Annotated in this window: 22 protein-coding genes; 18 read left to right on the top strand and 4 right to left on the bottom strand. The window is 44.5% G+C overall.

Annotation, left to right across the window (positions count from 1 at the left end; genetic code table 11):
* Positions 1-458 precede the first annotated feature (458 nt).
* The 13 genes from WFN87_RS23130 to WFN87_RS23070 all read left to right on the top strand — a co-directional run bounded on the left by WFN87_RS23130 (position 459) and on the right by WFN87_RS23070 (position 6741).
* Positions 459-788, top strand: a complete 330-nt coding sequence (locus tag WFN87_RS23130; RefSeq protein WP_072010978.1) for a hypothetical protein — start codon at positions 459-461, stop codon at positions 786-788.
* A gap of 402 nt (positions 789-1190) precedes the next feature.
* Entirely contained in the window at positions 1191-1715 is a 525-nt protein-coding gene (locus tag WFN87_RS23125; RefSeq protein WP_001610342.1) for a J domain-containing protein, read from the top strand.
* 48 nt (positions 1716-1763) lie between these two features.
* Positions 1764-2327 (top strand): hypothetical protein, encoded by a 564-nt coding sequence (locus WFN87_RS23120; RefSeq protein ID WP_037404205.1) that lies wholly within the window; start codon positions 1764-1766, stop codon positions 2325-2327.
* A 67-nt stretch (positions 2328-2394) separates the two neighbouring features.
* Entirely contained in the window at positions 2395-2691 is a 297-nt protein-coding gene (locus tag WFN87_RS23115; protein ID WP_037404206.1) for a hypothetical protein, read from the top strand.
* The gene (locus WFN87_RS23110) at positions 2675-3178 is read left to right on the top strand and encodes a hypothetical protein (protein WP_037404208.1); all 504 of its coding nucleotides are present in this window, start codon (positions 2675-2677) and stop codon (positions 3176-3178) included. The genes WFN87_RS23115 and WFN87_RS23110 overlap by 17 nt, the downstream gene beginning before the upstream one ends.
* A 777-nt stretch (positions 3179-3955) precedes the next feature.
* Complete coding sequence (locus tag WFN87_RS23105; RefSeq protein ID WP_001610336.1) at positions 3956-4144, top strand: hypothetical protein; 189 nt, start codon at positions 3956-3958, stop codon at positions 4142-4144.
* A 47-nt stretch (positions 4145-4191) separates the two neighbouring features.
* On the top strand, positions 4192-4365 hold the full coding sequence (locus WFN87_RS23100) for a hypothetical protein (RefSeq protein WP_197062212.1): 174 nt from the start codon (positions 4192-4194) through the stop codon (positions 4363-4365).
* 298 nt (positions 4366-4663) lie between these two features.
* Entirely contained in the window at positions 4664-4912 is a 249-nt protein-coding gene (locus WFN87_RS23095) for a type II toxin-antitoxin system CcdA family antitoxin (protein WP_227503614.1), read from the top strand.
* Positions 4912-5229, top strand: a complete 318-nt coding sequence (locus tag WFN87_RS23090; protein WP_037404212.1) for a CcdB family protein — start codon at positions 4912-4914, stop codon at positions 5227-5229. Before WFN87_RS23095 ends, WFN87_RS23090 begins: the two co-directional genes overlap by 1 nt.
* Positions 5230-5509: 280 nt before the next feature.
* Complete coding sequence (locus tag WFN87_RS23085; RefSeq protein ID WP_072010979.1) at positions 5510-5764, top strand: hypothetical protein; 255 nt, start codon at positions 5510-5512, stop codon at positions 5762-5764.
* 43 nt (positions 5765-5807) lie between these two features.
* Positions 5808-6005 carry a DUF7706 family protein gene (locus WFN87_RS23080; RefSeq protein WP_037404213.1) on the top strand — a complete coding sequence of 66 codons (198 nt, stop codon included), beginning with the start codon at positions 5808-5810 and terminating at the stop codon, positions 6003-6005.
* A gap of 17 nt (positions 6006-6022) precedes the next feature.
* The gene (locus WFN87_RS23075; RefSeq protein ID WP_037404215.1) at positions 6023-6418 is read left to right on the top strand and encodes a hypothetical protein; all 396 of its coding nucleotides are present in this window, start codon (positions 6023-6025) and stop codon (positions 6416-6418) included.
* Between the two features lie 17 nt (positions 6419-6435).
* Positions 6436-6741 (top strand): hypothetical protein, encoded by a 306-nt coding sequence (locus tag WFN87_RS23070; RefSeq protein WP_037404217.1) that lies wholly within the window; start codon positions 6436-6438, stop codon positions 6739-6741.
* A gap of 202 nt (positions 6742-6943) precedes the next feature.
* On the opposite strand, the gene WFN87_RS23065 is transcribed toward WFN87_RS23070, so the two are convergent.
* The gene (locus tag WFN87_RS23065; protein WP_037404219.1) at positions 6944-7402 is read right to left on the bottom strand and encodes a hypothetical protein; all 459 of its coding nucleotides are present in this window, start codon (positions 7400-7402) and stop codon (positions 6944-6946) included.
* Positions 7403-7966: 564 nt separating this feature from the next.
* Between WFN87_RS23065 and WFN87_RS23060 the strand changes: the two genes are divergently transcribed.
* The 3 genes from WFN87_RS23060 (at position 7967) to WFN87_RS23050 (ending at position 9876) form a co-directional block, all read left to right on the top strand.
* Complete coding sequence (locus tag WFN87_RS23060) at positions 7967-8731, top strand: tyrosine-type recombinase/integrase (protein WP_037404221.1); 765 nt, start codon at positions 7967-7969, stop codon at positions 8729-8731.
* Positions 8732-8844: 113 nt separating this feature from the next.
* Positions 8845-9510 (top strand): division plane positioning ATPase MipZ, encoded by a 666-nt coding sequence (locus tag WFN87_RS23055; protein WP_001623616.1) that lies wholly within the window; start codon positions 8845-8847, stop codon positions 9508-9510.
* A 45-nt stretch (positions 9511-9555) separates the two neighbouring features.
* Positions 9556-9876, top strand: coding sequence for a hypothetical protein (locus WFN87_RS23050; RefSeq protein WP_037404223.1), 321 nt, complete (start codon positions 9556-9558; stop codon positions 9874-9876).
* Positions 9877-10423: 547 nt separating this feature from the next.
* On the opposite strand, the gene WFN87_RS23045 is transcribed toward WFN87_RS23050, so the two are convergent.
* Genes WFN87_RS23045 through WFN87_RS23035 form a run of 3 tightly spaced genes read right to left on the bottom strand, consistent with a single transcriptional unit; the run spans position 10424 to position 12151 of the window.
* Positions 10424-10903, bottom strand: coding sequence for a hypothetical protein (locus tag WFN87_RS23045; protein ID WP_037404225.1), 480 nt, complete (start codon positions 10901-10903; stop codon positions 10424-10426).
* Positions 10904-10952: 49 nt separating this feature from the next.
* Positions 10953-11654 (bottom strand): StbB family protein, encoded by a 702-nt coding sequence (stbB, locus tag WFN87_RS23040; RefSeq protein ID WP_077263869.1) that lies wholly within the window; start codon positions 11652-11654, stop codon positions 10953-10955.
* A gap of 8 nt (positions 11655-11662) precedes the next feature.
* The gene (locus tag WFN87_RS23035; RefSeq protein WP_037404229.1) at positions 11663-12151 is read right to left on the bottom strand and encodes a TraK family protein; all 489 of its coding nucleotides are present in this window, start codon (positions 12149-12151) and stop codon (positions 11663-11665) included.
* 280 nt (positions 12152-12431) lie between these two features.
* Between WFN87_RS23035 and WFN87_RS23030 the strand changes: the two genes are divergently transcribed.
* Both WFN87_RS23030 and WFN87_RS23025 read left to right on the top strand, forming a co-directional pair.
* The gene (locus WFN87_RS23030; RefSeq protein WP_001773445.1) at positions 12432-12782 is read left to right on the top strand and encodes a plasmid mobilization protein; all 351 of its coding nucleotides are present in this window, start codon (positions 12432-12434) and stop codon (positions 12780-12782) included.
* Complete coding sequence (locus WFN87_RS23025; protein ID WP_037404230.1) at positions 12772-15783, top strand: LPD7 domain-containing protein; 3012 nt, start codon at positions 12772-12774, stop codon at positions 15781-15783. Before WFN87_RS23030 ends, WFN87_RS23025 begins: the two co-directional genes overlap by 11 nt.
* Position 15784 lies beyond the last annotated feature (1 nt).

The following is a 15784-nucleotide window of genomic DNA, read 5'->3' as shown; positions in this document are numbered from 1 at the left end:
TTTCAAGCCGGAGGAACAGCCACGCGGGCACGTCAGCAAGCTGACGCACCACGCGCCCGGAAATCACGCGCTTCCCGTCGCCCAGCGCCGGAAAGCCCGCTCACCGGGACAGGCTTAAACGGGCAGCTGTGCGGCGTTAAATTCCGTGGATGTTGGGCTTAGCAGGGAGGGGGTCGGCGCGTTGCCTGGTCAGCTGGCGTGGATGTGTGTTTGATGGTTGCCCTGATTGCGTGAGGTGGTAGTGGGCGCGTTGATCTGGTTTAAGGGGAGCAAAGCCCGGCGATTGTCGAACGGAGTTCACACAGCCCCGGAGCAGTCGCCTTTCATGCCCTTTCGGGCATAAAAAAAGAGGTGATATTTATGAATTCACGCTTGATAAAGCACGTTATAACGTGTAATATTATTTACATGGAAAGCGCGGTGCTTTCCCGTAAAGGCCGAACGGCCAGGAGTATATTATGTCTTCTCTGCAATTTACTAACGGTTCCGTTTCTGTGGGGGATATTTTCGCTTCCTCTTGGGGATATGAGCAGACAAACGTTAGTTTTTACCAAGTGGTTAGCATTCATGGGAAAGCTACGGTTTGTGTTCGCCCAGTGGATTCTGAAGTAACATATATTAATATGCAGGGGTATGTTATACCTAAGCCAAATATTTTTGTTGGCGAAGAGATTATAAAACGAAGAATTAAAGATTATGCTTCCTGCCCATTAATTGTAATTGAAGAATACGAGCGGGCTTATAAAACTGATCCAACAGAAAAACATGAATTTTCATCTTATTGCTGAATATTATAGGGGGTGCGCCCCTAATCATTTTTCTTTGGAGGTTCTATGTCTGTTAATTCTTTCGTCCCAGCTATTGAAATTAAATATCATCGCCGCCGCTGGCGTATTATGGTTGGGTGTTCCTGCCTAGGCTCATTTCGTTCTGAAGAGGCTGCACAAGAGAGCCTGGAGAAAAACAGAGCATTTTATGAATACTGGTCAGGGTCTGCCTCGGTTCAGGCAGAAAACACCGCTCCAGTGGTCGTGGAGGTTAAATATTAGATCCCCATGTTAAGCCCGGTTAAACCGGGTTTTTTGTCATTTTTTTCTAAAAACTCTTGCTGATGCACGTTATAACGTGTAATATTGTTTTTATGGAAAGCGTGGTGCTTTCCCTAAAGGCCGAACGGCCAGGAGTTTTAAATGAATATTCAGGAAGCATTAAATGTATTTGGTTTATCCGGTGAATTAACCAAAGAAGAAATTAAGAAAGCCTACAAAAAAGCCTCGCTGAAACATCACCCGGATCGGAACAAAGATAATCCGATTGCTGCGGAAATCATGAAAGCAATTAATGCAGCATTTGATTTTTTGATGGCTAATTTCGAAAAGGTTAATCAATACCAGTCAACTGATGATAATGCACGTTATGACTATGGCGAGGAGTTGGAACGAGTATTAACAGAATTAAATAATCTTCCAGATATTATTTTTGAGGTTATTGGTAACTGGGTTTGGATCTCTGGCGATACCAAAACGCATAAAGAAGCATTAAAAGCGTTAGGGTGTAAATGGGCGTCGCAGAAAAAGCAGTGGTTTTATCGCCCGGAAGAACATAAATCCATCCGCAACCGTAAAGAGCATTCAATGGATGAAATCCGTGAAATGTATGGCACTTATGGCCAGCGTAAAGCTGATGGGCGCAAATCTGTAGAGCGCCGCGCCTGATGCCGTGGGGGGCGCAAGCCCTCCATTTTAAAGTTGCAGGGGGATTATATGGAAAAAACCTTTTTTGCCCGTTATGAAGCTGTTTTTAACCGGGTTTGTACCTTCCTGGGCGATGGCTGGAAGATAGACAGACGTACAGAGGATGCATACCGGATAAACTTGGTAAATCCGGCCTTACGGCATTACTCCATCGGCGCACGTCTTGAAAAAGATCGAATTCATTTGATTGGAGGTGTCCGGTCTGTGCGTAGTTCTGGCGGTTACTCCGCTTGTACGGTGTCCCCCATGCGCGAACCTTGGGGAATTGCTCAGGATATCCGCCGTAAAATTTTGCCTGATGCTGAAAAGCAAATCGCGTATTTCGAAGCTGACCGCGCCGGGGCGCAAAAAGTTAAGGATGAACGGCAGATTTTAATCAACCTGGTCGGGCAGCTGGTCGAGGTGCAAAACTATGGTGGTTACTATGATGTGCTGTGCCATATCAAAACCCCCGGAGGGATTACAGGGGATGTGTGTGAGATGTACGGCGAAGCATATAGGCTTAAGCTGAGCGATCTCAGCAAAGACCAGTTAATCAAAGTGATTGGATTTTTATCAACACTGGAGCGTTGACAGTTAGCCGTGGGGGGATGCCCCCGCGGCCTACTGTTTGGGTGCTCTGTTTTAGGAGTGTGAAGGTATGAAAGATCTGTTTTTTGTTAGGCGTCGGGGCGAAACGTCCCGGATTACGCAGTCGCTGGCGGTGCAAAGTGACGGTATTAAGTACCGACTTCAATATCTGGTGCTTGATCGGACGAACCCGACGAAAGCAGAACGAGCATCTGGGGCTAAAGAGGAACGTATCGAGGTACTTAATCAGGAGTTTTTCCTTAATGTTGGCGACTTTATCCGGGTAAGCGACTTTCCGTTACCAAAACTAACACGAGAATTTATTCGTTTTCTAAAGGGGTCTCAGGAACATGGATCTGAAAGCTGATTACAGAGGCGAACTGGCGCAGCGTGCGCGGGTGTTTCTGAACTACACACAAAAGGAAATGGCTGCTTTGTTCGGGCTATCCCTTCGATCCTGGCAGGATAAAGAACAGAATACTAATCGCGTGTCAGTCAGTGAAACATATATGCTTTTACTGCTACTGAATGAGCATCCTGACTATCAATTGTTGCCTCGTATCGATGATGTTAAGACCCCTGCTCAGCATGCAGCAAAAATTGCCGTTGAGCTGGCGCAATGTCTGACTGAGCGTGTACCACTTCCAACTAAAGTAGTAGAGCTGGAAAATGCTCTGAATGCGGCAATCCTGGCGTTTAGGGAGGATTTTGTAGCCGATATGGATCAAGGACAAGGTGACTTATCTCCGCTGGCCGTGTTGTCTAAAGAACTTGAAAAGGCCAGAAATCAAATCATTTCTCTGGAGTCAGATAACAGCAAACTGCGGGCTGAACTGTCTAAAAAAGCTTGTTAATCAGGCTCCCTTCGGCTCCCCGTCCACAGGCCGGGTCGTCTGCCACACTTCGCTAACCTGATGGCGTTTGCCATCAGGCAAGCTACGCCGAACCCGCTTACGGTTTCGGGCTATCGCTAGTGTCAGATAGCAAAGACCAATCAGTTATTCCTTCTATCGATATGTTACAGATTCAAAAAAACTGACGTATCAACTCTTCACTTAACCTTCTGTTTTTCATGACCTCGCACGCTCGCCGGCGAGCTGCTTCAGCGACCTTTCAGCTGTTATATAGTCTTGGGATTATTCAGCAAAATTGAGTGAGACTTAATGGTGCAGTTTCAAGCCGGAGGAACAGCCACGCGGGCACGTCAGCAAGCTGACGCACCACGCGCCCGGAAATCACGCGCTTCCCGTCGCCCAGCGCCGGAAAGCCCGCTCACCGGGACAGGCTTAAACGGGCAGCTGTGCGGCGTTAAATTCCGTGGATGTTGGGCTTAGCAGGGAGGGGGTCGGCGCGTTGCCTGGTCAGCTGGCGTGGATGTGTGTTTGATGGTTGCCCTGATTGCGTGAGGTGGTAGTGGGCGCGTTGATCTGGTTTAAGGGGAGCAAAGCCCGGCGATTGTCGAACGGAGTTCACACAGCCCCGGAGCAGTCGCCTTTCATGCCCTTTCGGGCATAAAAAAAGAGGTGATATTTATGAATTCACGCTTGATAAAGCACGTTATAACGTGTAATATTATTTACATGGAAAGCGCGGTGCTTTCCCGTAAAGGCCGAACGGCCAGGAGCTAAAAAATGAACTCTTTTGAATACCTTCGCCTCTCTCGTTTCGATGTTGTATTTCTTGCCAAAAATTGCAATAACGAAACTATTCAGTGTCATTTCCATACGAATGCTCTTAATGAGTGTGATGCTGCTTTTATATTTGGTCAGCATAACCAAAACAATGATTATGCAATTCTTCGGGTTGAGCAACTCAATTAATACTAATTCCCGCCTCTAAATGGGGCGGATTATTTGAGGAATGGGAAATGGAATTAACAGCGCTTGCCTCGTTGAAACGTAATGTTAAGTTTTGGATTGAACAATGTGGTTGTAATGAAAAACAAATCATTGCAAATATTAAAGGTTGGTATAATTTCGCTTATTCACCAAGCGAACAAGAGAAAGCAAAGGAGGAGATTCTAAAAATTTTCATGAAATAATCTTGGGGTGGTATCAGGTTGCGCTAACAACCTGATACCGCATGACAAAGTAATTACTGGGGTAATCATTATGCCAATGACCAAAATTGTAAACATCGCTGATGCACTTGTAAAGGGTTGGGAGGTAAAGATCCCGGCGATGAAAGCCCATGAATGGGATGAGTTACGGTGGTGGTTGGAGCATCTCAGAGGGTATGCTCACTAACCAAACGGGCGGGAGAAATCCCGCCAATAATGGCATTGGTTGTTTCATTTTTTGTGCGCTATAATTATGCACATAAACTATGCGCAGGAGGTTATGATGAGAACGAATGTAGCCGAGAAAAAACGTAGTACAAACGTGTACTTAAATGCTGGTCTACTTGAAGAGGCTAAAGAGCTGGACTTGAATGTTTCCGCGATATCTAACCAGGCGCTGGAAACTGCTGTCAGAGAACGCAAGCGTGAACGTTGGATCGAGGAAAACCGCGCGGGTATCGAGGCGTTAAACAGCTTTGTGGAAGAGGTGGGTATTTTTTCTGATGATGAAAATTTCGGGGTGATTTAGTGAAACAGTTTGCAGTTTACAAAAATAAATCCCGGAACAAACAAGCATACCCGTATTTTATTGATGTACAGGCAGATATGCTTGCACACCTTAATACTCGCTTGGTTATGCCTTTAACGCAGAAAGCCAACTCTAATTCGCAGGTAAAAGCGTTAACGCCAGTTATTACAATCGAGCAGATCGATTATGTAGTGCTGGCTACCATGATAACGACAACGGATGTAAAAAATCTGAAAGCTGAAGATGCAATTATGGATGCTTCACATTTACGCGATCAATTGGTTTCTGCTATTGATATGATGATTTTAGGTATTTAAATTTTTGCTGGTCTGGTAGACATTTCATTAACCGTGGGGGTGTGTTTGCGCTACCTTTCCAGCAAATCCAAATGGATGAGAATGCTTAAATATTAGAGAGTAAGGGGGTAGGATATGTTTTATGCTTATGTGACGCTTTCTATGCTTGGTGTACTTACCTGTATGAATACAGATGGAAAAATCTGTGTCACTTCCGCTCTTTTAACACTGTTTGCATGTATGATGATGTGGTATGAATCCTTGTCATTATAGATTTTTAAGAACGGAAAAAGAGGTTGATATGGTAGGCGAAGGAATTAATACTGTTCGTGTGAATGGTGAAGTGAAACATATTTCTGAATTAGACCCGGCAACATTAAGCATTGAGTGGTCTAAGTTGAAAAACGAAAACTCCGAACTTTATCGATGTATCAAAGAAGCTAATTCAGGTTGGCGCGGTTTCATTCTTCGATTAATTGGTGTCAGGCTACCTGATGGAAAAACTATTTGCATCCGTGGCATTAATTCCAGAAACGACTCAATTTACCCGGAATGAGGCGTATTATACAACTGTGCATTAATAATATAAGGTGAATAACATGAATGCTAATGAAAAAGTGACTTTAACACTGGAGTTAGACACAGAAGTAGCTTGGGCGCTGGCGCAGTTCTGCAAGCGTACAGCGCATTCGGATTGTGCTGTACGCTCCACCTCAGAAGATGAGGCGTATCTGATGATGGATGGTGTGAACGCCATCATGCACGGACTGGCAGAATCGGGGATTAATCCCCGCTAGCAGAGAAGGAAACAACAGTGAAACCAATATTGTATGTTGTTACAGTGGCTTTGTTAGTCTCCGGGTGTGACCAGGTAAAAAGTGCGATTGATAACGTGATGAAGGATTACGGCCAAGAACCTGCTATAGCAATATCACCGGGGTATGAGATAAATAATCACGGACACAAAAGTAAAGTGTATGGCTTCAGCGAGTGCCCGCAATCCGTTTTAAGAAGTCTTATTAGGGAAACTGGTTGTATCATTGTTAATCCAGATGACCAAGCCGTATCAGTGTTTATTGGCGATGGGGAAGTACCCCACCAAACTGCTACAAATGAAATTTGGATTGTAGAACGTCACGGCGAATTCCCCAATAATGCCATTCGATTCAAACGCCCGGATAACTCCTATGTCATTCCCTTTGGAAAATAATTGAGAAGAAGATAATTATGAAATTCATAGCTATATTAACGATGACATTAGCGGCAAGTTTTACTGCTTCAGCGACGGGTATTCCGCTGATTAATCCAGGCGCACCCATTAAGGTATCTGAAACCAATAGTTATCGTTGTGGAGCGGATGGTAAGGGGTACATTCTGGATGATGGCAAGTTGCAACCTCTTATTTATTCTGGCGTTGCTGTCACATGCCATGATGATAATCTCTGGTTTGAAGGGCGCTCGTTAAGTTTTATGGATATTGTCGCTTTGGATGCAAAAGATATTACTGCGGCCAAAGAAGCACTATCGAAATAACCTAGGGGTAATAATGATGGATTTTAACGATAAAGAGTTGGGCTGGGTGCTTGCGCTGGGGAGTGTTTGTGTCGTTCTGTGTGTGCTGTTAGGGCTGGTCATGCTCGCACAACAGCTATTTCCCGGAGTCTTCGGGTGAACCCCTGTTAACGGTCATGTAATACCGCTGTATTACCGCTGTATTACATGACCCTTGCCCCTCTTAACGGCTATTTCTTCTCTCCGCTGCCACATCGGCAATTATCAAAAATTCCTGCTGTAAAAATTTATCCGTTGGCAGATTTTCTTTTACGTAATCATTCAGTTTCAGCCAGCTTCGCATCAGATTCAGATCAACGTCCAGCTCACCTAAATCCTGCTGATTCCATTTTGCCACCTGCGAGGCATACCAGGCCGCCGAGTGAAACGGCCCCTCTTCTTCTTTCTCCAAATCTTTATACATATCGTAGCTTTTCCCCCGGAACGTCAGCCCCCTGACGTCCGGCTCGTTATCAATTTCAAAATCCAGCCCCTGCGCTTTTTGCAGATAAATAGTCAGGACTTCCCACGGTTTAATATTGGTGGCCTCATAGGGAAAATATTTAATCATGCTCAGGCGCACCATGACATACAGATCATGTGCGTTAAATATTGGGTTTTTCATTTTAAACATGACGCTCATTGTCTCGTTCCTTTTATTAACTGGCGGTGTCCTTCCACCTTACCGGATCGGGGCGCGTTGTGGAACCGTCCGGCGCGGCGCAGCTTCGGCACGTCTGCCCGGTTCGGGTTTACTATCAGTTTACCGAATTGCGCCCCTGCCCCGTTCCGTTCAGATTTTCTGACCAACTTTTTTCTGACGTCGATTTTACTAACTAGCTGTTTTTTCTCATTTCATGTTCGCCCTCGATGCCGCTGCAGGACGCTGGCCAGCTGCTGCCGGCGACGCGGTCGCAGCTGTAATCATTCAGCCTCACTGAAGAAGATTTTCCCCCGCCGCCACCGCCGCTGCGTCACGCGGCAGTGCTACAATGGCGCAGCCCGGACAGGTCAGGGAGCCGATTAACCAGGGGTGGTTGTTCCCGCCCTGCCCTTGTCCGGGCAATCGGCTTTTATTCCCTGTAAGGAAGTTTCCCCGAATGACCGATCACCTTTAAGCCGGGTTTTTCTCCGCGACGTGCCTCGCCCTCTCCCCTATCATTACGTTAAAACGATAACGTAACGCCTGAGCGCGGAGATTAAAAAATTGAGCACTCATCCCGCCGAACTGAGCCAGATTTCACACAGCGCGATCAGCCGCATCGCCACCCCCCGGATTGATTTTGCGCTGGCGCTTGCCGTTCGCCAGCTGGCGAACCGTCAGGCCGACAAACCAAAGTACCTGCTGGAGCCGGAAATCACCGTTCTGCTCGCCCAGGGCTTTAGCGATCTGCGTAAACGAATGTTCTTTGATGTGTTGTGGAATACCGGCGCTCGACTGAGTGAAGCGCTGGCCGTCACCCCGGACAATATTCACACCGGGGAGCGCTGGCCGTCGCGCCCGTTCGTGTCGCTCATGACCCTCAAGCAACAGGGTAAACCCGGACGGCCACCGAAGGACAGTTACCGCGATGTGCCACTGTTTGATGAAGGTTTTACGCTGCGGCTTCGCGATCACCTGGACACGTTCTGTAAATTCAGGACTAAGCGCGTCTGGCAGGTCACGGACGACACGATCCGTAACTGGCTGAGTGACGCGGTCACGCGCTGTGAAAGTGAGGGAATACGGTTTTCTGTCCCCGTCACTCCGCACACGTTCCGGCACAGCTACGCGATGCACCTGCTTTACTGCGGTATCGAGCCGCTGACACTGAAGAAACTGCTCGGCCACCGGAGTTTTAAAAGCACGCAGGTGTACCTTGATGTGCTGGCACTGGAGGCCGATGTTGCCGGGCGCTATGCTGTCCGTTTCGGCATGGACAGGGAAGAAGCCGCAGCCCTGCTTTATAATGCGAAAAATATTGGTGTGTAACGTTATACACTATTTACATCTGAGGAGATTATGCAGTATAACTGTATGCAGATGTTCAGCAGAATTCACACACGCTTTAACGGTGTGTAACGTTATACATTAATGAGGTGTCTATGATCATTCTCGTTGGAAGCCATAAGGGCGGTGTAGGAAAATCCACTATCTACATCCATATACTGATGTGCCTGATTCTTCGCAGTGGTAAGCGCGTTGCTGCACTGGAGTGTGATGATCAGCATAGTGTAAAAGACTGGCTTGAAGACCGCAGGGCGCAAGGAATACAACCGGATGTGGATTACTACGAGTGTTACCATGATATCCCGGCGATGGCTCGGAAGCTTGATAAAAAATATGACATTGTACTGCTCGATGCACCAGGGCGTAGATCGCCGGAGTTCAGTAAATGCCTTGCGGTGGCTGATCTGTTTATCTCTCTGGTTAACCCTTCAGCTCAGATTGAAATCAACACGCTCGGCCTGATGGTTGCCGATGTGTTCCAGTATCAGGCATCGGTCAACAAAGGTCTGAAAGCGGTACTGGTTATGAACAAGTGCGATACTCATCCGTCAGATATTGATGCTTCTAGTTTCCGTAAAGATATCGAGGCCGATCAGGAGAACTGGATTCCCGTTGCCCGGCAGCGTCTTTATCAACGTAAATCCTATTATCGTTCCTACAATGAAGGGTTATCTGTACATGAGTTCAATGACCGCAAAGGGAACCAGGCGCGGGGGGAAATTGAGATGTTACTGAGAGAGCTTGAATTGCTGGCCGCTTAACTAAATTTATTGGTGTGTATCGTTATACACCAATATGAGGAAATTATGAGTAAACGAACTACAAAGCTGAAGGTCAGTCCGGCGCTGAGGAATATCGATGAACACAAAACGTTGCGTGAGTTGGTTAGTGAAACCAGTCACCGTCCGACATCGGGCAGCGTGATCACCCGCGTCAATTTTCCGTTACTGGAAGAGGATATTGCAAAGTTTGACCAGTACAGTGAGGAGAATCATGCGATGCGTGTCAGTGTGCTCAGGGCAGGATTAAGGGCGCTGGAAATGCTGGGAGAGGAACAACGGTCTGATCTTATCCGGGAAGCCGAGTTTAACCGACCTAAGACCGGACGTAAACCGGTTAAAAAATAATAGTGTATAATGTTATACACTATTTATGGAGAGAAGATGGCACGTAATATCATTGCTCATTGGGCGCACAAGTATCTTTGCTCAAAGTCATCAAGGCATGGGTTTTTGAATGAATATATGATCGCCGTAAAGAAATATGAGCAACAATACCTATATCCGTGGATATTAAATAACCCATTTATTTTGTATTGCATTTACAATGCAGTAAAACGAAATATCCGAGGGGCTGCGTGAGCAGCCTTTTTTATGCCCGTAGGGCATGGAAGCCGCCAGAAATGGCACTGGTGAACGCTGAAGGTGAGGGGCGGCGATGCCCGCCCGTAAGGGCGGTTACAGTTTCCCGTTCTGCGCCATACTCCCCCCTCCCTGCAAAGCCCATTGCGGCCTTTCAGACGGTGATACAGCTGCATAGCGTCCGTAAGCCCGGCTGAGCACGCAGGAAGACGCCAGAGCGGCTTTCTGCGGGTGATTTGTCCGGGTGTTGGGGGTTCTGGTCGTTTACGGCCAGAAATCCCTACAGACGCGTTTCTACTTAAGCTAAGGAAACTTAAATTCGAGTCATTATCTGCACTATGCAGACAATTAGGGAAAGAAATGTAATCCCAGACATGAGGATCATTGCGATTAAGCTCTTTTGACTGATAAATGTACTGTTCCCTTTTATGTTTTCTACCTTATTAGATAACTGGTTTAATTTGCTATTTACATCATTGATATTATCAGATATTGCCGCGCTAATATGCTGTCTTAATTCAAGCTTGGCTTCGTCAAGTTGATTATTTAATACAGCCCTATGTTTTTCAGCGATGTATTTATAGCTCGATTCAGCTTCTTCTACCGCAGTAGCGAGTTTTTCGATGCCAACTTCCAGTTCACCAGGCATATCTTTAATTGCTTTTCTAACTTCCTGAAGATGTTCACTCAAAATATCAGGAATTTCCTTGATTTTTTCTTCAAGGTTCACATAGTCTTCAAGTAATGCCTGAATTTTCAGGTCTTTTAATTCTTCAGACAATGATTTAGCCATTTTATTCACCTGAAATTATTAAGGGTAAGCTATACTTACCCTTATTTGTTTATGCCAGTTTTAAATTATCAAATGCGATATCAAGATCTGAATTGAATCCATTCATCAACATTTTGACTGCTCGCAGATTAGAGAGTTCCTGTCTTTCTTCCTTCGACGCAGCGGCTCGGATTAAGCTACGGAAATCGCGATCGTCGCTATATACATCATCATATTTTAATCCAGATTTTGTTAAAAGATTAAATATATTGCTGTTATAAACAACAGCAGGATTTTTCCCCGCTATTTTTTTGCTGGTCTTATCTGATAAAAATATGGAGTATTGTTTTTCAATAGATGTGTCTTTATCAGCGAAGTTGTAAATTACTTTAATTCTATCCTCGTCTACACCCATATCTAATAGATTGTTTATTGTTGCAATAGAATCCCTTTGCTGTTTGTCTTGAACGGTAACAGGAACAATGAAGTAATCAATCAAATCATGACTTCCTTGGTATTCTTGCATCTGAACCATAAATTGCTCAATGTTAGATGAGCCTACGTCAATGATTGTGCAATCTACATCATCGATACGTTTAATTATTTCATCATAATCTTTCGCTGATAATCTCTCATCATTTGTGCCATCACTATTGATGGTCTCTACTCTGATGATCTCAGACTCTGGAAGTCGAGGTTTAAGAACAGTCTGGCAGATAGTAGATTTACCAACATTACCGCTATTGTTGAGAACTGCAATTTTCAGGTACATAAATATCCTTAGTTTTTAACTTCATAATTTGTAATTAGGGTGCCTAATCTAACCTTATTAGGCGCGTTCCATTCTTTAATTTGCTCAAGAGGTACACCTTTTTCGATAGCTCTTTTGGCTATCCTTTCCTGACGATAACAAACCTCCATATACTGACTCAGTAGATCATCTGTAATCTGATGGGGGTTTTCATCTGGTGTATCCTCTGAAGCGTTTACCTGTGTATTGACTTTTAATTTTTCTTTAGGTTTCGGAGTTGGGACATTCTGGCCTCCATTACAATATTTTTTTACATACCGTGTGAATTGAGGGTAACTCATTTCAAGCGCCTTACTGTCTTTGAAAGACTCGTATATTTGCTTGAGTGTTTCGCCCAGCTTTAACCGCGCATCGATATCATTCAGCAGCGGCATGAATGTGCTTTTCCCCGTTCTAGGGTTGTTTCGCCAGTCTGACATGATCAAAGCCTCATTGTTAGATTGGCTGAACTCTATCATTTTTCACACCTCCAGTGCAACTTAGTGCAAAACAGTGAAAATATCACCGTGTTTATGCAATTTAGTGCAACGCAGTGCAATCGTCAATTGTTTTTATGCAAAATAGTGCAATTTAGTGAAATATCGGCTACAGTGGTTAAAAGATAGAGGCACGTGACCGATGTTTACAAACTGCTTCGCAGTTCGTAAAATCGTCGTGCCAAAGGGGGTGCCCCTTTGAAACCCCGCTGCGCTCGGCGGTACTTGTTCATGTTGTTGTTGTCCTTACTGGAGGCGTCATATGGCAGAAAAGAAAAACAAGGATAAGGTCGTCGCCTTTAGGTTATCCCAGGAAGACTTCGTACAATTTGAAGAAAAGCTGGCCTCTTCAAATATGAAAAAGTCTGAGTTTTTTCGTGAAGTTTTTCTAAACGCCAACGTTAATATTACATTAAAAGCAGCTCCATCTAAAGATCTCGAACGCCTTACTTTCTTGTTTAATAAGGCGAGTAATAATCTAAATCAATTAGCGCATCAAGTTAATGCCGCTCACCTCGAAGGGAAAGTATCTGAGCGACTTTATAAATCCATTAATAACTCTCTTGTTGATATCCGACATTTATTAATGACGGGGGTGTCTGATGTTGATTAGAGTCAGTGGCTATAATAATGGTGGTAAAGAGTATTTGGAAGAGGGGCGAAAAAACGGCAGGGAGTTAAGCCGTGATGAATTAGATGAAAGGGTTATTCTTGATGGTGATTTGGGATTAACACAAATGGTCTATCAACAAATCCCTGATAAGGGACAAGAGCGTTATGCTACCTTTACTTTATCATTTCGTGAGGATGAAATCCCAAATGAAACATTGCTTGAAATCACGAAGGAATTTAAACAGTTTTTAATGTACGCATATGAAGAAGATGAGTATAATTTCTATGCGGAGGCACATCTCCCAAAAATAAAAGAAACTATTGATAAAAAAACTGGTGAAAAGATTGAAAGAAAACCTCACATTCACATTTTTGTTCCGCGAAAAAATTTACTGACGGGTAAAGAAATGAATCCCCGAGGAATGTTTGACTCGAATGTAAAATACTTTGAAGCTTTCCAGGAATACATTAATCAGAAGTATAACCTTGCTTCACCTCGCGAACATGTTCGAGTAGACCCTACCAATGTTGCTGATGTTTTGTCTCGTTATAAAGGCGATGACTTCAGAACTAAAAACCAAGATTTTAAAAAGCAGTTAGTCGCAGATGTTATTGAAAAAGATATTACTACTCGCGAGGGATTTTATGCTCATGTATCCACTTTTGGCGAAACCAAGATTAGGAATAAAGGGAAAGCTAATGAGTACATAGCTGTTAAGCTCCCAGAAGATAAAAAGTTTACGAATCTCAAAGAGACAATATTTCATGATGATTTTATCGTTAATCGTGAAATAAAAAAACCACCATTGGATAAAGCTGTTATCAGTGCGCGGTTTGCAGAATGGCCTCAGCGTGCAAAAGAAATTAAGTATGTTAGTAAAGCTACACCAAAATTCAGGCAGCTTTATAAGGATGCTAATGCTGAACAAAAGATAACGATGTTGGCACAAAGACAAAATGAATTTTATGAAAAAAATAGGGGGCGATATGAGTTACACCCTGCCAAATGGCAAAGAAGTAATCAGCGAAGTGCTGATGAAGCTGGACGAATCGGATTTACCAAATCTCCCGATGGCTTGCAAAGTTTGTCCGGCGGCGATGTGGCAACTGACAGGGACTATCGAGAAGCCGAGCGTTCGGTGCTACTGCCGGGCGATGCACACATTCACATGGGACAACAAAACTCAGGAAGAGATTCTCGATTGCGACATGATCTATCAGGAAGAAGAGGAAGACGAAACACTGGCGAATACGACTTCGACAAGCATGCCCGCGTTCATGGCATCCCAAGCCTCACCAGTTTCGCCCAACGACGCGGATACCGACTACGAGGAGGTTTCGGAGGATTAGACGCTGAGTCGATCAATTTACCTCCTCATGCCCTTAATCCCAAAAAAATAGCAAGTGTTGAAGACATTCAAAAAAGAGCTGTAAGGCTTTTTGGTAAATCGAATGTAAAAGACTCTACAAATAGAGTGAGTCCTATTCGTAGAGTTATGCCTAAAAAAGATAAAAATGCTTCTTTTGTTGCTGCTTATTTTTTAAGAAAAATGGAGGAGAATTCAATACAACCAGCGTTACGCCGTGAAATACGCGAAATTGATAAAAAGTTTTATAATACACGTCGATTTATTGCGACTGATGAAAGGTTAACGAGAACTGAGAAAAAACAAATCATCTCAGTATTAACGTTTGAACGCATGAAAGCACATCATGCGCTCAAACATCCCAATGAATATTTCGAGTTGGAGAATGATACTATGGGTAGTGAAGATATTCGTAAATTAGTCAAAGGAAAACGTATTCCCGATAATTCTATCACTAAGGGTGAAGCCGCAGCTGAACCGCAAAACGCAAAAGCTCGTTTCGCTCGCATTATCAAGAACGTTAATGAGCATGTTGCAGAGCAACGCGCTCGTGAGCGGCAGAGAACAATCACGGCTAATGATCTGTATACCAAACGAGCTAAACTTAGCCAGAATATTCACTATCTCGATAAGAAGACTGACCGGACGATGTTTGTCGATACAGGCCGGGCTATTGCTTTACGCAAAAGTGGTATGACTGCCTCAGCTGTAGTGGTTGCTCTTGAATTAGCAAAAGAAAAATTTGGTAGCACGCTAACTATTAATGGTAGTAAGCAGTTTAAAGAGCAGGTGATAGAGGCTGTCGCAAAAAACAATCTGGATATTCATTTTACCGATAAAGCTATGAACAAACGTCTGGCTGAAAGGAAGGAAGAACTAGCAATTGAGCGAAGCGGCAATAGTGTTGAAATGCCAGAGCCTACGATTAACGCGGTACGTGAGATAAAGGATATCAGCCCGGAAGCAGTATCTTCCGTCAATGTAAGCATATTGCAGGATTCGCTTCCTGGTACAGCTGGTGTTAAGCATGATGCTGAAACAAACCAGTATGAAGTGTTAGTCGCGTCTAAAGAGGAAGGGGAGGTTTTCCGTTTTGCTATGTCACCAAGCGAAGAAGCTGCCACCCGGATTGCAACTTTAATCAACGATCATGACCCGGAGCATTTAGCTTCAGCAATGCGTAATGAACTTTCGCAGGAATTGGAATCAGAGACGGCCACACAGCCAGCTCAAACTTCGCAGCCTGAAAAATCCTCAGAATCCATCTATGAAGGTGAATTAGTCGAACATGGTGCCGCGCCATATAAATTTAAACCCGATATGGCTAAACCAGAAGGAGAGCGTAATGATAGTTACTACGTTACTCTACGTCACGCTGATGGTAGTGAGCGTACTTTGTGGGGCGTTGGGCTTGAAGATGCCGTACAGCAATTCAATGTTGGCGAGAAGATCAAGCTTGAAGACAAGGGGGTAGTGCCTGTTAAATGGACTGAGACTCTTAAAGATGGTTCCACTGTGGAAAAATCAGGCCAGCGCCGGACTTGGGAAGGTTCACCAGTTGGACGAGAACGCGATCAAAATGACAGCGTGAACTATCAGAATCATGAAGATTATGATGGCCCTGGAGTTGCCTGAC

The organism is Cedecea sp. AS113, from assembly GCF_037152415.1.
In the GTDB taxonomy this organism is placed as follows: domain Bacteria; phylum Pseudomonadota; class Gammaproteobacteria; order Enterobacterales; family Enterobacteriaceae; genus Cedecea.
The sequence above is the reverse complement of the archived record's forward strand: the minus strand, read 5'-3'. Positions and strand labels throughout refer to the sequence as shown.